We start from the raw sequence: 17,830 nt of genomic DNA, 5'->3' as shown, positions 1-17,830 counted from the left end.
GAATTGCTAAATAAAAAAAGGGGGGGTTCCCCGCAATTATCACAAAAATAAGACGTTCAAAATGCCAACAATACTCAGCCTTACATTTAAGGTGAAGAATTACTGATAGACCAACAAACATATAAAACTCAAATAAATCCTCAGTTTATATATTAGCTGTGAAACGCCTCAGATGTGAGGCGTTTTTGCTCTTAAAAACGACAAAGTCGCTTGGTGATAACAGCGATTAGAGCATTTTCTTCAAATGATAATTGTCCAGAGGCTTCATAGACCTGAATTTTGACTCGTGGCACTTTCTAACTCGAAAGTGCCCTACTAAAAGTTATCCATTCTTCTAATGCTGTTAGTTGTGAATCCCCGTGTTGTATCACGGGGGTAAATTCGACCAACTATAAGCACTCACATGACCCTGCTCTAGTTGCAAGCTTGCGCGCTAGTAACAGTACAAGCAAATTAGATGTTAAACTTCCGACAATCGCACTAGACAAAATATGGAGCCATCTTGCTTAGAACTATCTATAAGTACTTACCGCCTAGAGAGGATTTTTTTGATAACTTTTTGCTAAGGGCATCTAACAAAGACTCTTTAAATGACCCATTTGAAATGAACCCTAGTATCAATTGTCTTGAGGATATTTGTTTAAAAGAGCCTTATGGAATTTTTAGGCCATGTAACTCTGATGATTTGAATCAGTTTTTGGAATCAATCCCCATTGAGGAACGATGGGAAAGTATTGGTCATGTATTTTGTCGAGGGCTAGGGATTATCAGCTTGACTGAGACTAAAGATAATTTACTTATGTGGTCACACTATGCACAAGAACATCGAGGTATTGTTGTTGAATTTGATTTTCATCACCCATTTTTCTCTGAGAGTTATAGAACTTTGATGTCACCAAATTTAGGTAGAGCTTCACGGGTTTTATATAGAAAAGAACGTCTTTCTAAGTTAAATAATGACGATTTTATGGAAATTTTCTTTCATAAATCAGATGAATGGGATTACGAAAAAGAGGTAAGGTTATTATTACCTTTTGAAAAATCTGATGAAACCTTAGTGTTTAAAAATGGATTAGATACTGTCCAACATATTGCGGAAGATTACAACGAATCTCTATGTAAGATGATGGTAAAAGCAAGCTCTCTATCAGATTATTTTGACGAACCTAACTTTATGTTTATGTTTAAAGTTCCAAAAGATGCAATTAAATCAGTCACTTTTGGCCTACACGTTGAAGATTCATTCAAAGATACAATTAGACAGAAAATTGCTAATGATAACGACTTAAACGTTAAGCTATACCAAGCAAGTGCAGATTTTTATGACTACCGATTAAAATTTAATGCTATTAACTGACCCAGTCGGTGTTTTATAAGCCGCAAACTTTGCGGCTTTTTCTGATTATTTATTTGATATTAGCAATCGCCCTAGCAAGCCTAAGAAGATGCGTTGACGTCTTAATTTCCAATTCTGATTGAATCCCCAATAATGCTATCCCTGCCATGATTTGTTGTGGCCTCACTGCTTGGCCTGTTGGAAGTTCCATTCTGTCGTATAACATTTTGAACTGTTCCCAATCCTCACTAACGCTGAGTTCCCGACCTTTTGCCATTCTCATAAGCCTTTTGCACTCTGGCGGGATTGGATTTCCCTCGTCCCAACCTGTGACAGTTCTCACAGATTTAAAACACAGTTCGGCGACCTCTTTCTTGGTCATTTGGCACTCTAACTCTCGAAAAATGTAATTCTTACTCATTTCGCGATACTTCAATGATAAAACCCCTAAATACAAGAGGTTGCAGTGATTTAAGGGGATGTGCACTATTGAACATAAGCAGACATAATAAACACCGAATATTTAGGTTGTTTTAAAATGGGATGAACAGAAAATGTTATGTACTAATGATATTATTTTTATATTTATTTCGAGCGTTGAATCATGAGATGTACTATATGCGGAAAGGATTTCAAAGAAGGCACGAGTTATTGTGGATACTGCTTTCCTGAAGGAGAGGAGGATGCCGATTTTGTTGACTTAGACACAAAAAAATCAGGCAGTAACTTCCTGTGGATTTTAATAATTACGGCTGTATTGATTTTTTTCTGGCTTTCTTCAGGAGAACAGTTAGAAAAAAACACCTTTGATATAACGAAGGGTAAACCAGCGTATGGAGATTGGTATCGAGATTCGCTAGTTTATCGAACTGATATGCAAAATTTAACAGTAGCTCTAAGCAACAAGTTTAATGGGAAAGCAGAGTTATCATTTTTTGTCCCATCGTCACAGTGTACAGGACATGATTCTGAAAGACGGGAGCATGTTATTAGCGTAAATCGTATTCCTGTAAAGTATTTTAGAAGCTGTAACTCAAGAGGAGTTGAACAATATACCCCAGCTAGTTTTCAGGAGAATGAAGTTGTTATTAATCAATTCATTAAGTCTGATCATGTACTTGTTGAGAATTTTTGGTTTGCACCTGATGCATTGTTTAGCGCAAGCGGTTTTACTAAGGCATTTACTTTTATGTCTGGTGAAATTGAATAATATTAGTAAACATGCGTTATGAATAAATTGCATTCCTTACACCTCTGATTGAACATAACGTCCGTAGTATGCACCCTGCCAATACTCTTTCTGGTGCGATGTTACTCATCGCACTAGCTCTTCAAAAGTAAACTTACCATACCTGTAGTTATTGATGGCTTACTAATTTAGCAAAGTCGTTGACAAGCTTTTGTCCAAATATCATTCAACCTCGGTCTTACTCCGTAGGTCTTAAACCCTAAATCATTGTTGCAATGATTTAGTTGGTTTGCTTTATGACCGTCCATTAAGGTGTACTTTTTGTCGATTCGGTATGAACTTTGGTTGAATCAAAAAGATGTTAATTCTTGCTGTAAATCGCTCTGAAAGCGTCACAAACTTACAATGCCTTCTGGGTGCGCATTGCCTTGGTTAAGTGTCGTAAATCTTCGCTAAGAGCGTTTGAGGCGCTATGAGGTCTGTTTCTGGTGGCTAACTCGCGGGTTTTACATAATAGGAATAATGAACACCTGTTTTGTTTTTGAGAGGTATTTTGAGGTGTTCATTTTAAGTGAGCTAGTTAATTTATTTGTTGTTAACAGTTGTTTATTTAGCTTAGTTGAAGTTAGGGATGGCTTTCTTTGACGCTTGCCCTCTCCCATTTTTGTTGTACTTTGGCTTATCAACTCATTTATTAAATTAAGGAATAGGTATGAGTGAATCATTACTTCAAAAATTGTTTCAAAAAGAACCCTTCATTCCAGCAAATCACGGGCCATCTAACGCTGATAAATTCCCCCCATTTCCTGACGGGACGATATTTATTAATATCAAAAAGGAAAAAAGCCTGTGGTTAATTGTAGATAATGGGAAGTTACGATCTTTCGATGGAGATTTGTCGAGCGATAAATTGGGTGCCACTAAGAAATTGAATAAGTTAAGTTCTACAGGTGAAGGAGAGAGGTGGATGAAATGTAAAGATATTGAAGTTATCTTCCCTAGTGTGGAGAAAGTTAGGATTACGGAGGTCTGATTTTGTTTCGAACTATCTTTTTTATTACCGTTGTTGTTAGCTTATCAGGCTGTGCTCTTACTCCAAAATCTGCTGAAAATATGACTACAGCAAAGTTATGTTCAGAAGCTGCTTATGACGCGAATAGAGATGTTGCCTTTTCAGAACTGGAACGTCGAGGGGTGAATTTTAGTAATAATGAACAATGCAAAATTATTTACATTACTAAAATGCAATCATTTTCGGGACAACAGCAAGCAGGTGCAATGCTGTTGCTTGGCGCGCAATTATGATGATTCCTGCTTAATTTAACGTAACGACACTCAACACGCACACTCGATAACCTTGGTCACTTAAGGCAAGACCGAACAAGGCGTTGCTCGTCGAAAAACATAACCCGTTTGAATGCCGCTAACGGCTAGAATATCGAAACAAAATCCAGACACACTAATGACCTTCTCTTATGAGTGTCTGATGACGTACACAATAAGCAGACTTCAGTCGTCATACAGACAAGAGAGTAAAGCCTTTGCCGATGCACGATGCTCGGAGGTTGTTTCTATCGTCCTTTCCGTTTTCTTCGCGTAAGCGTAGTCTTCTCGCATCTGCTTAATGGTGGTAGTGTTATCACACACACTGATACTCCCCCCCCTTCCCTCGGTTGCCTTGCTCTAGTATTAAAGAGTCGGTATACCCAAACTCACTCACCAAAATCTCATGAACCTTGACGGCCTTTACGGTGGAGTAAAAGTCGGTTGAATTCACCCAAATCACGTGCATGGATATGTCAGCGGATACCGTAGAACGAACTGTCATGTGACCCCCTAAGCGCCAAAACGCACATCGAAACAAAATCCTGAGCACTTAAACGTTCCTTCCCCCGTTGTCACAAAGCGCAACGCTGGAAACACAGACCCGTAAGTGGTGTACAGAATGATGTGATCCGCTCGCTCGTGAAGAAACCATTCCCCAAAGCCAGCGCCATTTAATTCGATGAAAAAGTCACGGATTTCATGGAAAGCAAAACGACGCGATCCCAATAGCGGAAACTGCTGCTTGATAGCGTCAACGAACCCTTGCTCTTTTAACGCTGCAATATCAGCCTGTTGCTCTGTCGACTGACGACGACTGAACATTTTCAAACGCTGAATTCTGGAAACAAAATCAGACTTTCTTTTCGTCTCATCACGACACTTTTTGACTTGATAGCGTAACTTCAAGACCGCCAAGGGACTAGAGGCATCATTTTTTGGTGAGCTTTCGTGCCCCAGCGGCGAAACGCTGGTCGATGAATTTGAACTAGAGAGAGTTGGGGTTGAGTTTTGTTGCGCCATGAGAGTTTCCTTTCTGTTTGAGTATCACTTTTCGGAGCCGCTTGGCGGTCCGCTCTCTCAACATCGTTCTGCTTTGCAAGGGCGCGCAGCGGCGAAGCCTCCCTTGAAAAACAGGTTGTGGGGAGAGACGGTTAACAGCCTGCGAGCCCGAAAATGAGGCGAGTGAAAGAAATCGGCGCATAAGAAAACAAGCCCTTATTCGAACTTATTCAAAGACAGAGAGATCAACGAGGAGGGAACGACAAGGCGCTAAGACTCTTAGGACAAGCAGGCCTAGCCCACAGAGTGACGCCTAAGGCAACGATAAGAATCGTGATAAGACACATTTAAAGTGTTTGTCTTTACAAGGAAATGAGGCTCAGAACAGGTTACAAGATTCTTCAAGTTTCATGTTCATCAGTGTTTGAAGTTCAGTCCGAGGTAGGCCCTATGACATCGCTTAAAGTATATAACGAGCCTTTATATAAGATATGTAGTACATAGGTAATACATGTTTAATTCATTTTGTTGATCAACTCAATGAGATCTTCATCATCGATCTTATCTCGATATAAAGCCAAGGCTCGGTACAGTTTCGCTGCAGACACATTTCTCTCTGTCTGCTCTTGCAGATTTGCTACCCAATCAGATATCCGTTCTTTATCCGTCAATGACATTCTAAGAGTCAGAGGAGGCACCTTATAAGATGTCGTCACTTTCTTTTTGACAGTCGTAATTCCAGTCGACTTGCTTGAGCCTTCGTTCTTGTGAGTGGAGATAGTTGTTATAGCTCCTCGTTTCTTTAACTTACTCATATGTATTACCTATGTATTACATTAAATTTAGAAGAAATGCAGCGAGTTTACGGTAATCATTATTAACAAGAGAGCCCGATTTATAAAAGCGCACAGGAGAGGAAACGGCATTAGCTTGTCCGACATGCTCAGAACGACGGACAGATACTGGTAGCAATTTATCTTGTACTACCTCCAATTCCTCATCAATGAACTCATTAATAAGAGTGTTTCTTGAGTCGACCTCGTTCCTCAGGATCAGATAATTGCATTCGTCCTCCTTAATTTCAGAGACAGCTTCGAGTAAAGGGCTAATGCCGTCTAATGAAAATGCACCTGAATCAACAGGGATCAAAATAAGGTCTGAGGCCTGGATTGCGTTAAGAGTCGTTAGGGATAAGTTTGGTGGCGTATCAAGAAGAATGAAATCATAGGTATCACCTAACTTCGCTAATTGCTTTTCTAAAATTCGTTCACGATTAATCTTTGTCAGTGATGTTTCGATGACACGTGACAACTGAACATCAGCGGGAACGACATAGAGGTTTTCAATAGAGTTCCCATTAATCTGTGCAGGTTGAATTAAATCGACAATGGACACAACTTTAGGCTTATCAAACAAAGCAGCCACCGTCTCTTCAAACTTAAAATCACGTTGTCCGGTTAACGTTTTAGAGCAGTTCCCTTGAGGATCGAGGTCAATCACTAACACTTTTCGTTTTCGTGCAAGCTCAGCCCCTAAATTGACAAGAGTCGTGGTTTTTCCAACGCCACCTTTTTGGTTCGCAGCGCTGATGATTTTAGTCTTCATAACAAACACCTCATGTATTACATGTGTAGTACACAATAAAAAACAAAAGGCGCCCTGTCAATGTATTACATATGTAATACACTTCTTCTATCAACGCCTAAAGTTATCCCTCCGTTACCAATCGATGATATCGAGACAGTAAAAATCCTAAAGAAAGTGACACCAGCAGCGAAAGCACTATCCGCGGAATTCAAATTATTAGGCTCCTCAGCAACCAAAACTTCTTGGTTAAGTTAATCCCAATACTAGAATCAAAGTCGAGTTCTGAAATTGAAAATATTGTGACTACGATGGGTACACGGTTTAAGCATAACAACGAACAACTAGCAAGTTACGTCATTTTGCTTTCAGCCTTAGAGCCTTGCTATTTTCATGATAAGATACCCTCATCAATAAATAATCCATGTGAACAATGTCAGAACCTTCATACCACCAACTTCTTAAGTCGACCTTCGAAAACACTCTTCTTCACCTTTACTTCAAAGTAAACATTGCCAGTCACTTTGTTAAAGAAGAGCAACGAAACAAGATCATCATTGACTTCTTGAAGCCAAAAATCAAACAAGCTCGATATAGCCTTATCAAGAAAAAGCTTAAAACGGTTTGTTTGATGAAGAATAAGTTTGGCTCAATCGAAAAACACTTAGAAAGCGTTCTATCTCAATATTCAGCGATAGAAAGTCAAAACGACGTTGATAAACTTTATGCCTTGTTAGAACGCTTTGAGAAGAGCGGATTAGAAACAAAACTTATTGAAGAGACCCCTAAACAGGAAATGGACGTTGTTTATATCGACAGAGCACATATTGATAACTGCTTCGATAATGAAAACCGTCAGATTGCACCTATTTCGCTGTTTATACATACGAATGAATTAGACAGGTTCACTGAATGCTTAACAACCCAACCTTATTTCACATTTGAGTTGTGCCAAGCAAGTGAAGAATTAAATAACTATCACTATCAACTTCACCCAATTAGCGAACCAGACTGCTTATCACACGCTGTTTAGCAGTAACTGGCCAATACTCTTGTCAGTACTTACCTGTACTTTTCCATCATTTGTCTATCCTGTTACCTTAGCCATTGTCCCACTGCTATATGAAGCACCAACTAACACAACCAAATCTAAAACGTTGGGCACTTCCAGCCCAAATCAAGATGTGTTGTACGTGATTTACCAAGCGGTACTACCATCCTTTTTTCATCACAATCAAGGACAATCTTTTGATCTTCGAGCAGCAAGCTGAATGATCTTGGCCATTCGGCTTCACCGCTACGGCTTCAACAATGAATTCAATTCCAGTTGACAGTATCTCGGTATCTTTAAAAGACACACCCACTTAATTTGCTGTGTAAACATACCGTAAATAAAGGTATGTGAATCCATATTTACACGAATTGAGACATCAATTACATTGAATTTACCAAGGGTTCACATTTTGCCGCGATAGTTACTCATTAATATTCAACTCAAGGAAAAGCTGACTCAAGCACCGCCTTCTTTTTCCCTACTTCATACTCCGCCCAGTATAACGTTATAGGGGCAGATATCTGATGAACAGCATAATTACCACGATACTCTGGCTCATTTCGCCTACTTTCGGATAAAGCAGACTTGATCCATTCAAACAGATAGACGTAACGACTGACGGTCTGGCGACACAGGTTCGCATTACGCGCCACCAAACCAATCGTGAGCTCCTGATTTTTGCGTAACAGAAACTGACATGCGCGGATAATTCGACGAGTGGTCTTCGTCCGACGAAGGTTATGGGTTCTTCTGGCCGCTCTACGCTGCCTTTCCTGTAAACTTAATCCACTATCCAACCCCATCACACCTCGCTGGCAGTCTGAGCGAGCACAATATTTATCCCAGGTCCAACGAGAAACACTTTTCACCACCGCCAACACCTCACTGCACTTCAGAGGCGGCTTATCCGCGGTGTCGGTATTTTTGTAATGAGCGAAACTCTCCACACGGCGTTTAAAGTTCGGATAACTGCCCTTTTCTCTTTCTTCGTCGACGATGTCATATGCGTATCGACGAGTGTGTTCGAATAAAGTACAGTTTCGAGAATAAGAGACATCAATATCTTGACGAAGCCATGGCCGCGTTGTCTCCAGCTCAAGAGAATCCGCTAACTCATTGAGTTCATAGACACTCCGGTGAAGTTCGGTCGTCTGCCACCACGGGTGAAAAGGCGTTTTGGCAACAGGCCCCGAATAGCTCAAGTCCGCCTCAAGTCTCAATGCTAAGGCGTGATAAATGGCTTTAAGGTACTGAATGGGTTTAGAGCGAGCCTGATCGCTGGTGCAAACCGGCACAATAGCGTAAAAAAGGTGGGCTTTATTACTGGTGCGGTTTCGAACGATTAGATTAGGGGGTGGCAAGCCTTCATCTTGCCAAATATAGGGGTTGGGGACAGAGCGCTGGTCATGATCGATGTCAAACACCATCCACGCCTGCATCTCTTTACGATTAACCTGCATATACGGCCATCTGACCGCATAGTTTCGAGGTCTGATGAGCATCGCGGTTTTATTGTCACTGCACCTCGACAAATAAGGCGCTTCCTCAAGTAGCCGACTCAAACACGACATGGATGAAGACGCAGCGTATTCAGAATGAGCCGTCATCGCATCACCCTTGGTGCACCTTGCCCATACTCACCTACAGAAAAAACAAGGCAAAAGAGATTGTCTTGAGCGTTGAGCGCCGTTACTGAATCAGTCCTCTTGACTCTCTCTGATAAGATTCGAGAGCCGGTCAAAGCCATTCCTTTTGAGCTTTCGTAGCCGCCACGGGTGTCAATTTTTATCGAACACCTTTTCGAATGACAACTGACTGCATCACGCCACTCTTCTTTACCTTTTAAGACTAAATTGGAGACGGTTTCAATACTGGTTTGAATGACCGCAAAAACATGATGATTCATAAAGTTGACCTCGGCTAAAAACGCTCCCCTTCGGAGAAACCAATAACGCGCCTCTGGAAGAGGAAACGCGTTAAAGCCAACGTTGTCTGATTCTTTGTATTCGCTTTTTAAGGCTGAATAAACGAATTCGCAGTCGTATTTGTTCAAACACATGATTCGAACGCCTTAATTGGTTCATTAACCTCGCCTGCTCAATCCATAAGGAAGAAAGTTGACGAGCGCATAACTCGCGTCGAATGTGCCGGATATACCTAAGGCCTCTACGCTTATCTTCCTCAGTCAATTCATGATCAGACCTTTCAGGGCATGACTGATGACCCGGAGTAACGGACATCATTGCTCCGAATTGAGCTGTGAAGCAGATAAACCATTCGCGGCCGCCACATCCTCTATGGCTTCATGCAGACAACCACCTTGATTCAGTTTTTCTAGGCTCCTGATGAGTTTTACCTGAACGCTGATACTGGCGTGTGCGGTATGAATAATCTTATGTTTCTGGGCGCGAGTAAGGCGAGAATTTCCTGCATACTCCAACGCCATTCGAGACAATTCACCCGAATAAATCGAGTTCTCTAATACGCTTTGGGCAAAGGTGTCATCCGTGCTCTCCGATGTTATATGAGCGGTGACCACGCCCAATCCAAGAAGCAAGCTGTTTACGATGGTGTGATTACCGCTCACTTTCGCGAGAGTAATCGCGTCTACACAAGTTAGAACATGAGGCTGAGCAGGATTGAGTTTATTGCGTAGAATAGTCGAGTTCATCCCTATTCCCGCTGCCAAGTTACTCATATTCTCTGCGGATCTAAAGACACAGCACGCTTCATCAAAAGCAAACTGCTTTGTGCGATAAAATTCGTTTATCGAGTCAATGTCATTCATAACGAATACTCAATTGAAGAAAAGCAGGACAAAAACGAAGCGCCAACCAAGCACATTGAGCCCAAGGTAGGGCGCACCCAAAAGCAAGACGCTTCGCGTCTTTCTTCTTAACCAAACTGAAATCTTCGCTGGAGGGTTTGATGATTATCCCTAACCAGTTAATTCCGATAACACGTTTGACTTTGAAAGCTAATTCACAAAAATCTTTCCAACAGGAGTGATCGGCATGCTTTCGAAGCTGCTCTAACTCTTCATTAAAAGCCGTTTCCAAGAAGTGGTCTGTGTTTAACTGATTTCTCAATATGGTGGGTGACACGCCAATGTTATTGGCAATTTCCGTCATTTTTTCGGTCAGCCAAAACGCATTGCAAGCGTCTTCAAGCGCTTTTTGTTTAGACTCCCGAAAAATGTACATTGATGCGTTAACGTCCATATCAGATACTCATGGTTCGCGAATAGAACGTAACTAAAACTTAGCTTCTAGAGCTTGTTTAGTTAACAGTGCCAGATTGACTAGGTTAAGCTCACCCGCCCCGTCTTTAGCCATTCGAGGGATCTTTCCTTCTTTTAGCTTCTTCTCGATGGTTCCGACTTTCATACCTGACAGTTCTGCGTACTTTTCTGTCGTTACATATGGCGCTTCAATAGCGATAACAAGTGGTTGACTCATGTTGACTTCCTCAATAGTTGTCGTTGCTTGAGTGGGTGCTCAGACTTGACTAGAACCTTTTTTCTGCTCGCCCACCCCTCCTCATGCACCTGCTCACAAATGCACTCAAAAGTTATCATTGAGTTTGTTTTGAAGTTAAACATGTGCAATTCTTACTTTAAAAAATGAAATAAGCACATATGACACCAAATACCACCATTTAAGCACTCAATGAATACCAAATAACCGTTTAGGTTCATTTTTGATCGCTTTTTGGTTTAAGTAAAGCGTTATTTGTCTTTATTTATGATGTTCATCAAGGTGAGTAATGACTACTGACATAGAAAAACAGATAGATGAATTAAAGATGCTTACGGGCACTTCTAAGATGATTGAGCTTGCGAACGCTCTCGGAGTCGCTCGAAACACCATTCAAAATTGGCGAGCGAGAGGAAAGATCCCAGAACGAATTTTTTTAAAAGCCCAACAAATTGCTGATGGCTCAGTCAACCCCGCGCTCATAAGCAACGTTTCCAAAATAACGCCGATGTCAGAATTCAAAGCTTGGAGTGAGTTGCCTGTCTATGATGTGCATGCAGCAGCTGGAGCGGGTACACTGGTTCAGGGGGAGTTCCAACTGGACACTCTGATGGTTCCAACTAGCTTATTGAGCGAATTTGATTTATGTGAAAAATCCGCCTCTATTATTTATGTGGATGGTGACTCAATGGAACCCACCTTGAGCGACAAAGATCGCTTATTAGTTGATACACGTGAGCTACAACACCCTGTTTCAAACGGTGTGTACGTCCTTCGAATCGATGATGCCGTCTATGTGAAGCGTTTAAAATGGAATATAGCGAAGGGAATTTACTTAGTCGTTTCCGACAACAAAGAGTATGAAGCTTTTGAAATCGACCACAAGAGCGGTCGGAACTTCATGATAATTGGTAAGGCAATAGCGCCGGTGTTCAAAAAGATTTTCTAAACAAAGAAACCACGAGCTTAACTCGTGGTTTTTAGATAAAACTAGACGGACACTAAACCCCAACGGATGCAGAGTAGCACTAAAGCTAAGCTAAGCAAATAAGCACTACCGACTAGAATATTATTAGCTTTTGTAGCAATAACTAAATTTGTAAAAAAACCAAGCGTATAAGCAATAAATGCGATTACCAAAGTAAATACAAAATCTACAGGCTCTGCACTACCAACACCAAATATCAAAGAAGCTACTGCTGCTATAAACATCCCAACTAATATACACTGGAAAGTGAATCGAAAATTTTCGATATGCTTGCAATTTGGGAAGAAAAGATTAAATGCTGACACAATAATTAAAGTAAACGTTGTGAATATAACAGTGTGTTTTCCAAATGCCTCTTGAGCCAGAGCTTCTTGATACTCCACAACTTTTATCATTGGTAACCCCATGAAAAGAGCAGTTCCATGCATGACTAAAAAAAGGAAAAATAACACACATGAAGCTTCTAGAAAGCTGAGACCAAAGCTTTTAAGGTTTCCTGCTCTCTCAGTTCCATTGTCACTTCGCTTACATGAGCATTGCTCATCACTATTCGTAGTTTCTTGATTACCTAACGTCATTTAATCCTCATTATTTCCCATTAAGTTCTTCATCTATTTGGACTCTCAATTGCACACTGTTTTTACGTAGAATCAGTCTCGTTCAAGCTTTTTACCAATATCCATCGCCAAACAGAACATGCTTAAGCTTTCCTCATACCCCTCAAGCGACGGATCAACAGTAAACATCCCTCCAACTTTAACGTCTTGGACGACTGCATCGATTAACTGATAAAAGTGAATGATCTCCCTTGCAATTTCAGGCTCTAACACACCTAAATTTTTGCAATGTTCTTGATATACTTGAGAGTAATGGGGAGGTATGTCAGCATAAAAAGTATAACTGTGGTCTGGATTCGCTTTAAGGAAAGTAATTGCTTCATTCACGGTTTCAACATACTTTCTACTTTCAATAACCCTCACGAGGGCTGATATTTCAGCAACAAGACATTGTTTAACCTGGATTGCAAATTGACGTTCTCGTCGCACCTCTAGATATCTAGCAGGAATTAACGATGCAATAGCCCCAATAATAGCACCTAATAAAGCTGCTATTACTGGTATCCATTCATTGCTTTTTGGTGCTTGTAATTTAGCAACAATCTCATTTATCAGATTTAACTCTTCTTGGCTCATGCTCGTACCGGATTAACGTTATTTAAGCTAGAACACTACCATTTGCAACTTAGTTAACGACTAAATAGGCGCAATATAGCTCTAAGCGATTTAATTTGATTCTACCCACCCTACCAAACAAATCATATAACCATTCATATACATGTGAGCAAAATCATGAATTTATGTGATATTTACTATTCAGTATTAAAGAAAAAAACTAGAGAGAAGCTAGGTAGTTTAGCGTTTGAGCCGCAATCATAGCTAAAAGAGACTGGCTTGTTCGATGTTTATTTCAAAGTCAATCGATGGCAGGTTCACCAAATGCTTACTCTCACTCCTCACTAGCTTTACCTTTGCAGGCTTCCCTACTCCATCGGAGTAAATAGAAGCAATATAAAGCTCTTCTGAATAATGAAATGCAGCATGAAAGCTGACTTCATTATTAAGCAAACTAGCTAATAAAGGTTTAGTCACTGGAATATAAGCCCACTTAATGCACTGACCTTCATCATAGGCCCCCATTCCAATAAACCATATATCGTTGCGTATTTTCATTCTAAACCGAGAAGCATTTTAGCCCTAGGAAGTCCTCATACACTTCCAGTAATTCTAGTTGACCTAGCTGCGTACCAGTAAGGAGTAAGTTCATCGCTCGTCCTCATGTTTCCAATTTTACCAATCAAACATTGATATGAACCTTACTATGAAATACTGTTTTTATACACAGTCAAATAGCGGTATTTACGTGATGACAGTTAGGAACCTAAAAGACGGGAACAAAAAGCCATGGATTATGGAAGCTTACCCTAATGGCCGTACAGGTAAACGGATTCGTAAACGCTTCGCTACGAAAGGTGAAGCGATGGCGTATGAGCGCTTCCTCCTCAATGAAATCGTCGATAAGCCATGGTTAGGAGGAAAAACAGATAAGCGTACTTTAAGTGAGCTCATTGAACTGTGGTATACGTTGCATGGCAAGTACCTTAAATCCGGCGAGCATACTCGAAAGCGACTCCATACTATTTGTAAGGCGCTGCTCGATCCTGTCGCTGCTCACTTTAGCCAAACCGATTTCTTCCATTATCGAGCCACTCGAATCAACATCTCCTATAAGAGTGCTAATCATGGGAAAGAGCTCAAAGCCTCATCACATAACTACGACCAACAATGCTTACAAAGCATGTTTTCACATCTCATCGAAATTGGTGAATTGAAATACCCTAATCCAATGAAAGGCCTAAAAAAACTCAGGAAAGAAGAAAGTGAATTGGTTTACTTAACCCAAAAGGAGATTGAACACCTATTTCAGTTTGTCAAAGACGCAAAAGATGCTGAACAGCTAATACAGATTTTTAAGATATGTTTATCTACTGGAGCACGAATTATGGAAGCTGCGGAGCTAAAAAGCTCTCAAATCAGCCCAGGCATGATCACGTTCATCAATACCAAAGGTAAGCGGAACAGAACCGTCCCCATTTCAAAAGAACTCTATGAAGAGATCTACAAACCAACCAGTGGGCGCTTGTTCCACTATAGCTATCCTTCGATCTATAATTGGTTAACAAAAGCTCTCCCTAACCTACCGGACGGTCAAGCAACCCATGTCCTGCGTCATACTTTCGCTTCCCATTTCATGATGAATGGCGGCAATATTTTAATCCTGCAACGTATTCTTGGGCACCAGAAAATTGAGCACACGATGAACTATGCGCATTTCTCACCAGACCACTTAAGTGAAGCCGTACTCTTAAACCCACTCGTCTTTTCACGAGTAGAAAATTAAAGCTTTGTTTCCTAAAAGCACACTACTAAGTTTCGGCAATCTGATTCTGACCACTGTCTCACCTCATTATTATTTACCGATAAATTACTAAGTTTCTCAGGACATTTATCAAAAAATAGTACTTAGTGGGAAAAGGGAAATATTCGACACTTCTGAGTTACGAAATGCCAACTATGAAGGTTCTGGACAAAAGTTGTCATATACGGACGACATTGTAAGTCTTACGTTATAACTTTCCCCGCCATACGTGCAGTTTCTTACCCCTAAACGTCTTGTTCCTTGAGTGTAAGAATTGTGCTAGTAGAGTATGCCAGCTAGGCTACCGGAGTTATTCTTATATTAAGATAAATTCGGCATCTCATTGTATTACAAAGAATCATTGACCAAAAAACATGACTCAATTCTATTTTTAACTCGCTATTAATTGAACACTAAGAGTCGCTTGTTGCACAATTGGTAATGTACTAATTTTATTACAATTAATTGAGGTCACGGATGAAATTCAAATGTCAGTGGTTAGTTAGTACCTTGATAACTTATATGTTGTTAGGGTGTACAGCAACCTACGAATCGGCACAAGAAAAGTATATGCAAGGCGATATCGGTGAAGCTCGTGAAGAGTGGAGAGAACTCGCTGAGCAAGGCGACAAACGTGCTATGTACCGCTTATATGATACCGCCAGAAATAAGAGTTCGGTTGACTTTCAATGGCTAAAGAAAGCGGCTCAACTAGAGCATCCGCAGGCAAAATACGAACTGGGGATTAACCAGATTAAGGATGAAGATTACACTGTCGGTATCCAAAACCTGAAAGAAGCGGCAGAACTTGGAGAAGAAAATGCATCAGATTGGCTCTCTAAGCACACCACAGAGGTAAAATGGTGGCCCAAAGCGGAACAAGGCAATACCTATGCTATGGTCAAACTGGGCGAGCACTATAAGAATAAGGAACGGCCCGCTTACCCTCAAAGCCTTAAATGGTTTAAGCGTGCCGCAGATAAAGAGGATTCCGTCGCCTACTTTTACTTGGGTGTAATGCATAACTTTGGCTACGGCGTACCTGTGGACGATGTAAAAGCCGTAAAATGGTATAAGTTATCTGCTGATCAAGGGAACAGAACTGCAATGTTTAACCTTTGCCTTAAGCAAAGAGACGGGGAAGGTATCGTAAAAGACGCGAGCAAAGCTCGCCAGTGGTGTAAACAAGCCCATCAAAAAGGCAATACAGACGCAACCACAGAATATGCTCGTATGCTACTCTGGGGCATAGGCGGCACTGCAGCCCCTAAGCAGGGCATGAAGTTGCTAGAGCCGCTCGTGGATATTAACCCTTACGCCGCCCTTAATCTTGGTGAGATCTACTTCAATGGCATGGAGGTTGAGTTAGACTACAATCGAGCCTTTGACCTCTACACCAAAGCACACAATGGCAACGACAAAATCACAACTGCGGCATACCGCCTAGCTACCATCTATGACAAGGGCTTAGGCCGTACAGCCAACCAGACAAGAGCTTTTTATTGGTTTGAAGTTGCCGCCCAAAGAGGCGAAGCCTACTCACAGAGACGCACTGCACTCTATTACTATAAAGGCAACGTAGTCGGTGAGGACAAGGTTACTGCGTCTGAATGGTTTGAAAAGTCTGCAAAAGGTGGCGACACTATTGCCGCCTATTATATCGGTAAGGCTTATCTAAATGGGGTTGGCGTCAGGACCGACTACAGAAAAGCCGAGCAGTATCTGCTTCAGTCAGCCAAATCAGGTGACAAAGATGCACAGTTCCAGTTGGGTTACGAGTACCACAAAGGTGACAAATTTAACAAAGATGAGGATAAATTTTTCCACTGGACACAGCAATCTGCAAACCAGGATCACAGTGTAGCGCAGTACAATCTCTCTATCGCTTATGCAAATGGGTTTGGAGTTAAACAAAACTATGCATGGGCGGCATACTGGCGTGCTAAATCAGCAGATCAGAACTACAGCAGCGCCATAGAAAGCATGGATGAAATTCTCATCAAACTAAACAAATACACGGTAAGCTCAAACACTAACATCTACTCAAAAAGAGATACTGCAAGTAATGTAGTGGCTAAGATCAATAAAGGCGATATAGTTTACCGGACAGACAATCTGAACAACTGGTACGAAGTAGTCAGTGCGAGCGGTTATCACCTAGGTTTTGTAGAGACAAACAAGCTGAGTAACTGGAAGAAAAAACCTAAGCTGAAGACAACAATGACAGCTAGTTCACCCTTCCCAGCTAGGCCGGAAAAGGTATCAGGCAGAGTTTCTTGTAATACGCGCTGCGTAAACAGCACATGCTGGCGCACCTATGATGACGGAAAGCAGGTTAAATTTCAGGCACAACAAAAGTTCAACGCTTTGACTGGTCAGTTTGAGTGGGATTCAGGAAGTTGCGTAAACTAACCTACACGATATAACGGAGTAACAGGCTGTATTCTACAAAAGCCTGTTACCTCTGTTTACCCTTGAGGCTCAGAAAGTACTAGCACACTACACGATAATATACACATAGAATCTAGTTGAACCCAATCAAGGCCTGTTAACGAAGTTTCTTCATATAATTCTCTTTTTGCAGCTTCAAGCAAAGACTCATGGTCTTCACCACCTCCAAAAATTGCTTGCCATTCACCGTTGTCTATTCGGCAAGCAATCAGGAATATAGAGTCTGCCATTTCAAGTTTGTAATGGAATATAAGTCCCTGAAATGGTGCTCTCATTGAATTAGTTCCACTATTGTTATGCGTCAATAGATACTGCGACCATTAGGAAAAGTTGGGTAATTTGCCGATTAATTTTTTCACGATTTTGTTGTACAAACTCGAGAAGGTCGGATAAGCGACACCTGTTACCAGGTGCCGCTCTCCTAAGAACCCAGCGTGCAACTTTCACTGCA

25 protein-coding genes and 1 pseudogene are annotated in these 17,830 nt (G+C 41.1%); 10 read left to right on the top strand and 16 right to left on the bottom strand.

What is annotated here, in order from left to right:
* Positions 1-502 precede the first annotated feature (502 nt).
* Positions 503-1,357 carry a DUF2971 domain-containing protein gene (locus AB4589_RS18115; RefSeq protein ID WP_057622053.1) on the top strand — a complete coding sequence of 285 codons (855 nt, stop codon included), beginning with the start codon at positions 503-505 and terminating at the stop codon, positions 1,355-1,357.
* Between the two features lie 49 nt (positions 1,358-1,406).
* Here the strand turns inward: AB4589_RS18115 and AB4589_RS18110 are convergent, their stop codons facing one another.
* On the bottom strand, positions 1,407-1,772 hold the full coding sequence (locus tag AB4589_RS18110; protein ID WP_057622054.1) for a phage protein: 366 nt from the start codon (positions 1,770-1,772) through the stop codon (positions 1,407-1,409).
* 168 nt (positions 1,773-1,940) lie between these two features.
* On the opposite strand from AB4589_RS18110, the gene AB4589_RS18105 reads away from it, so the two are divergent.
* The 3 genes from AB4589_RS18105 (at position 1,941) to AB4589_RS18095 (ending at position 3,830) form a co-directional block, all read left to right on the top strand.
* Entirely contained in the window at positions 1,941-2,546 is a 606-nt protein-coding gene (locus AB4589_RS18105) for a hypothetical protein (protein WP_102495539.1), read from the top strand.
* Positions 2,547-3,237: 691 nt separating this feature from the next.
* Positions 3,238-3,558: a hypothetical protein gene (locus AB4589_RS18100; protein ID WP_057622062.1), complete on the top strand. Its 321-nt coding sequence runs from the start codon at positions 3,238-3,240 to the stop codon at positions 3,556-3,558.
* A 2-nt stretch (positions 3,559-3,560) separates the two neighbouring features.
* Positions 3,561-3,830 carry a hypothetical protein gene (locus AB4589_RS18095; protein ID WP_230851759.1) on the top strand — a complete coding sequence of 90 codons (270 nt, stop codon included), beginning with the start codon at positions 3,561-3,563 and terminating at the stop codon, positions 3,828-3,830.
* Between the two features lie 204 nt (positions 3,831-4,034).
* Here the strand turns inward: AB4589_RS18095 and AB4589_RS18090 are convergent, their stop codons facing one another.
* The 5 genes from AB4589_RS18090 to AB4589_RS18070 form a co-directional block, all read right to left on the bottom strand.
* Positions 4,035-4,172, bottom strand: coding sequence for a hypothetical protein (locus AB4589_RS18090; RefSeq protein WP_241907035.1), 138 nt, complete (start codon positions 4,170-4,172; stop codon positions 4,035-4,037).
* On the bottom strand, positions 4,165-4,353 hold the full coding sequence (locus AB4589_RS18085; RefSeq protein ID WP_241907033.1) for a hypothetical protein: 189 nt from the start codon (positions 4,351-4,353) through the stop codon (positions 4,165-4,167). The genes AB4589_RS18090 and AB4589_RS18085 overlap by 8 nt, the downstream gene beginning before the upstream one ends.
* An 8-nt stretch (positions 4,354-4,361) precedes the next feature.
* The gene (locus AB4589_RS18080) at positions 4,362-4,871 is read right to left on the bottom strand and encodes a hypothetical protein (RefSeq protein ID WP_102495538.1); all 510 of its coding nucleotides are present in this window, start codon (positions 4,869-4,871) and stop codon (positions 4,362-4,364) included.
* A 494-nt stretch (positions 4,872-5,365) separates the two neighbouring features.
* Positions 5,366-5,665 carry a hypothetical protein gene (locus tag AB4589_RS18075; RefSeq protein ID WP_017099286.1) on the bottom strand — a complete coding sequence of 100 codons (300 nt, stop codon included), beginning with the start codon at positions 5,663-5,665 and terminating at the stop codon, positions 5,366-5,368.
* Between the two features lie 16 nt (positions 5,666-5,681).
* Complete coding sequence (locus tag AB4589_RS18070; RefSeq protein ID WP_017099287.1) at positions 5,682-6,455, bottom strand: ParA family protein; 774 nt, start codon at positions 6,453-6,455, stop codon at positions 5,682-5,684.
* 60 nt (positions 6,456-6,515) lie between these two features.
* Between AB4589_RS18070 and AB4589_RS18065 the strand changes: the two genes are divergently transcribed.
* The 3 genes from AB4589_RS18065 to AB4589_RS18055 are packed head-to-tail and all read left to right on the top strand — an operon-like array spanning position 6,516 to position 7,467.
* The gene (locus AB4589_RS18065) at positions 6,516-6,692 is read left to right on the top strand and encodes a hypothetical protein (protein ID WP_017083858.1); all 177 of its coding nucleotides are present in this window, start codon (positions 6,516-6,518) and stop codon (positions 6,690-6,692) included.
* Positions 6,680-6,943, top strand: coding sequence for a hypothetical protein (locus tag AB4589_RS18060; protein WP_157937775.1), 264 nt, complete (start codon positions 6,680-6,682; stop codon positions 6,941-6,943). Before AB4589_RS18065 ends, AB4589_RS18060 begins: the two co-directional genes overlap by 13 nt.
* Positions 6,868-7,467: a DUF2913 family protein gene (locus AB4589_RS18055; RefSeq protein WP_017083859.1), complete on the top strand. Its 600-nt coding sequence runs from the start codon at positions 6,868-6,870 to the stop codon at positions 7,465-7,467. Before AB4589_RS18060 ends, AB4589_RS18055 begins: the two co-directional genes overlap by 76 nt.
* A gap of 461 nt (positions 7,468-7,928) precedes the next feature.
* On the opposite strand, the gene AB4589_RS18050 is transcribed toward AB4589_RS18055, so the two are convergent.
* The 5 genes from AB4589_RS18050 to AB4589_RS18030 all read right to left on the bottom strand — a co-directional run bounded on the left by AB4589_RS18050 (position 7,929) and on the right by AB4589_RS18030 (position 10,946).
* Positions 7,929-9,095 carry a replication initiation protein gene (locus AB4589_RS18050; protein WP_017083860.1) on the bottom strand — a complete coding sequence of 389 codons (1,167 nt, stop codon included), beginning with the start codon at positions 9,093-9,095 and terminating at the stop codon, positions 7,929-7,931.
* Positions 9,092-9,547: a hypothetical protein gene (locus tag AB4589_RS18045; RefSeq protein ID WP_372101357.1), complete on the bottom strand. Its 456-nt coding sequence runs from the start codon at positions 9,545-9,547 to the stop codon at positions 9,092-9,094. Before AB4589_RS18045 ends, AB4589_RS18050 begins: the two co-directional genes overlap by 4 nt.
* A 180-nt stretch (positions 9,548-9,727) precedes the next feature.
* Positions 9,728-10,276 carry a phage regulatory CII family protein gene (locus AB4589_RS18040; RefSeq protein WP_372101355.1) on the bottom strand — a complete coding sequence of 183 codons (549 nt, stop codon included), beginning with the start codon at positions 10,274-10,276 and terminating at the stop codon, positions 9,728-9,730.
* Positions 10,269-10,709, bottom strand: coding sequence for a phage regulatory CII family protein (locus AB4589_RS18035; RefSeq protein WP_372101353.1), 441 nt, complete (start codon positions 10,707-10,709; stop codon positions 10,269-10,271). Before AB4589_RS18035 ends, AB4589_RS18040 begins: the two co-directional genes overlap by 8 nt.
* 33 nt (positions 10,710-10,742) lie before the next feature.
* Complete coding sequence (locus AB4589_RS18030) at positions 10,743-10,946, bottom strand: hypothetical protein (protein ID WP_054542721.1); 204 nt, start codon at positions 10,944-10,946, stop codon at positions 10,743-10,745.
* Between the two features lie 307 nt (positions 10,947-11,253).
* On the opposite strand from AB4589_RS18030, the gene AB4589_RS18025 reads away from it, so the two are divergent.
* The gene (locus AB4589_RS18025; protein ID WP_243841744.1) at positions 11,254-11,913 is read left to right on the top strand and encodes a LexA family transcriptional regulator; all 660 of its coding nucleotides are present in this window, start codon (positions 11,254-11,256) and stop codon (positions 11,911-11,913) included.
* A gap of 41 nt (positions 11,914-11,954) precedes the next feature.
* On the opposite strand, the gene AB4589_RS18020 is transcribed toward AB4589_RS18025, so the two are convergent.
* The 4 genes from AB4589_RS18020 to AB4589_RS18005 form a co-directional block, all read right to left on the bottom strand.
* Entirely contained in the window at positions 11,955-12,530 is a 576-nt protein-coding gene (locus AB4589_RS18020) for a hypothetical protein (protein WP_133991792.1), read from the bottom strand.
* A gap of 72 nt (positions 12,531-12,602) precedes the next feature.
* On the bottom strand, positions 12,603-13,145 hold the full coding sequence (locus AB4589_RS18015) for a hypothetical protein (protein WP_372101352.1): 543 nt from the start codon (positions 13,143-13,145) through the stop codon (positions 12,603-12,605).
* 243 nt (positions 13,146-13,388) lie between these two features.
* Positions 13,389-13,682, bottom strand: coding sequence for a hypothetical protein (locus AB4589_RS18010; RefSeq protein ID WP_372101350.1), 294 nt, complete (start codon positions 13,680-13,682; stop codon positions 13,389-13,391).
* A gap of 1 nt (position 13,683) precedes the next feature.
* Complete coding sequence (locus AB4589_RS18005; protein ID WP_372101349.1) at positions 13,684-13,776, bottom strand: DUF6575 domain-containing protein; 93 nt, start codon at positions 13,774-13,776, stop codon at positions 13,684-13,686.
* A 99-nt stretch (positions 13,777-13,875) separates the two neighbouring features.
* On the opposite strand from AB4589_RS18005, the gene AB4589_RS18000 reads away from it, so the two are divergent.
* On the top strand, positions 13,876-14,910 hold the full coding sequence (locus AB4589_RS18000; RefSeq protein WP_372101347.1) for a tyrosine-type recombinase/integrase: 1,035 nt from the start codon (positions 13,876-13,878) through the stop codon (positions 14,908-14,910).
* 495 nt (positions 14,911-15,405) lie between these two features.
* A complete protein-coding gene (locus tag AB4589_RS17995) occupies positions 15,406-17,340 on the top strand; it encodes a tetratricopeptide repeat protein (protein ID WP_372101345.1) in 1,935 nt (644 codons plus the stop codon).
* A gap of 95 nt (positions 17,341-17,435) precedes the next feature.
* On the opposite strand, the pseudogene AB4589_RS17990 reads toward AB4589_RS17995, so the two are convergent.
* Positions 17,436-17,654 (bottom strand): annotated as a pseudogene (locus AB4589_RS17990) (NUDIX domain-containing protein); the annotation flags it as partial.
* Positions 17,655-17,830 lie beyond the last annotated feature (176 nt).

Source organism: Vibrio sp. 10N.222.49.A3 (genome assembly GCF_041475145.1).
In the GTDB taxonomy this organism is placed as follows: domain Bacteria; phylum Pseudomonadota; class Gammaproteobacteria; order Enterobacterales; family Vibrionaceae; genus Vibrio; species Vibrio tasmaniensis_A.
This window is presented reverse-complemented; position numbering and strand designations above follow the sequence as displayed.

What these genes read in the sequence shown, in the direction of transcription:
- AB4589_RS18105 (WP_102495539.1), top strand. Translation starts at nt 1,941, where the DNA reads ATGAGATGTACTATATGCGGAAAGGATTTCAAAGAAGGCACGAGTTAT.
- AB4589_RS18100 (WP_057622062.1), top strand. Translation starts at nt 3,238, where the DNA reads ATGAGTGAATCATTACTTCAAAAATTGTTTCAAAAAGAACCCTTCATT.
- AB4589_RS18085 (WP_241907033.1), bottom strand. Translation starts at nt 4,353, where the DNA reads ATGACAGTTCGTTCTACGGTATCCGCTGACATATCCATGCACGTGATT.
- AB4589_RS18080 (WP_102495538.1), bottom strand. Translation starts at nt 4,871, where the DNA reads ATGGCGCAACAAAACTCAACCCCAACTCTCTCTAGTTCAAATTCATCG.
- AB4589_RS18075 (WP_017099286.1), bottom strand. Translation starts at nt 5,665, where the DNA reads ATGAGTAAGTTAAAGAAACGAGGAGCTATAACAACTATCTCCACTCAC.
- AB4589_RS18070 (WP_017099287.1), bottom strand. Translation starts at nt 6,455, where the DNA reads ATGAAGACTAAAATCATCAGCGCTGCGAACCAAAAAGGTGGCGTTGGA.
- AB4589_RS18065 (WP_017083858.1), top strand. Translation starts at nt 6,516, where the DNA reads ATGTATTACATATGTAATACACTTCTTCTATCAACGCCTAAAGTTATC.
- AB4589_RS18055 (WP_017083859.1), top strand. Translation starts at nt 6,868, where the DNA reads ATGTCAGAACCTTCATACCACCAACTTCTTAAGTCGACCTTCGAAAAC.
- AB4589_RS18050 (WP_017083860.1), bottom strand. Translation starts at nt 9,095, where the DNA reads ATGACGGCTCATTCTGAATACGCTGCGTCTTCATCCATGTCGTGTTTG.
- AB4589_RS18045 (WP_372101357.1), bottom strand. Translation starts at nt 9,547, where the DNA reads ATGTGTTTGAACAAATACGACTGCGAATTCGTTTATTCAGCCTTAAAA.
- AB4589_RS18040 (WP_372101355.1), bottom strand. Translation starts at nt 10,276, where the DNA reads ATGAATGACATTGACTCGATAAACGAATTTTATCGCACAAAGCAGTTT.
- AB4589_RS18035 (WP_372101353.1), bottom strand. Translation starts at nt 10,709, where the DNA reads ATGGACGTTAACGCATCAATGTACATTTTTCGGGAGTCTAAACAAAAA.
- AB4589_RS18030 (WP_054542721.1), bottom strand. Translation starts at nt 10,946, where the DNA reads ATGAGTCAACCACTTGTTATCGCTATTGAAGCGCCATATGTAACGACA.
- AB4589_RS18025 (WP_243841744.1), top strand. Translation starts at nt 11,254, where the DNA reads ATGACTACTGACATAGAAAAACAGATAGATGAATTAAAGATGCTTACG.
- AB4589_RS18020 (WP_133991792.1), bottom strand. Translation starts at nt 12,530, where the DNA reads ATGACGTTAGGTAATCAAGAAACTACGAATAGTGATGAGCAATGCTCA.
- AB4589_RS18015 (WP_372101352.1), bottom strand. Translation starts at nt 13,145, where the DNA reads ATGAGCCAAGAAGAGTTAAATCTGATAAATGAGATTGTTGCTAAATTA.
- AB4589_RS18010 (WP_372101350.1), bottom strand. Translation starts at nt 13,682, where the DNA reads ATGAAAATACGCAACGATATATGGTTTATTGGAATGGGGGCCTATGAT.
- AB4589_RS18005 (WP_372101349.1), bottom strand. Translation starts at nt 13,776, where the DNA reads ATGAACTTACTCCTTACTGGTACGCAGCTAGGTCAACTAGAATTACTG.
- AB4589_RS18000 (WP_372101347.1), top strand. Translation starts at nt 13,876, where the DNA reads ATGACAGTTAGGAACCTAAAAGACGGGAACAAAAAGCCATGGATTATG.
- AB4589_RS17995 (WP_372101345.1), top strand. Translation starts at nt 15,406, where the DNA reads ATGAAATTCAAATGTCAGTGGTTAGTTAGTACCTTGATAACTTATATG.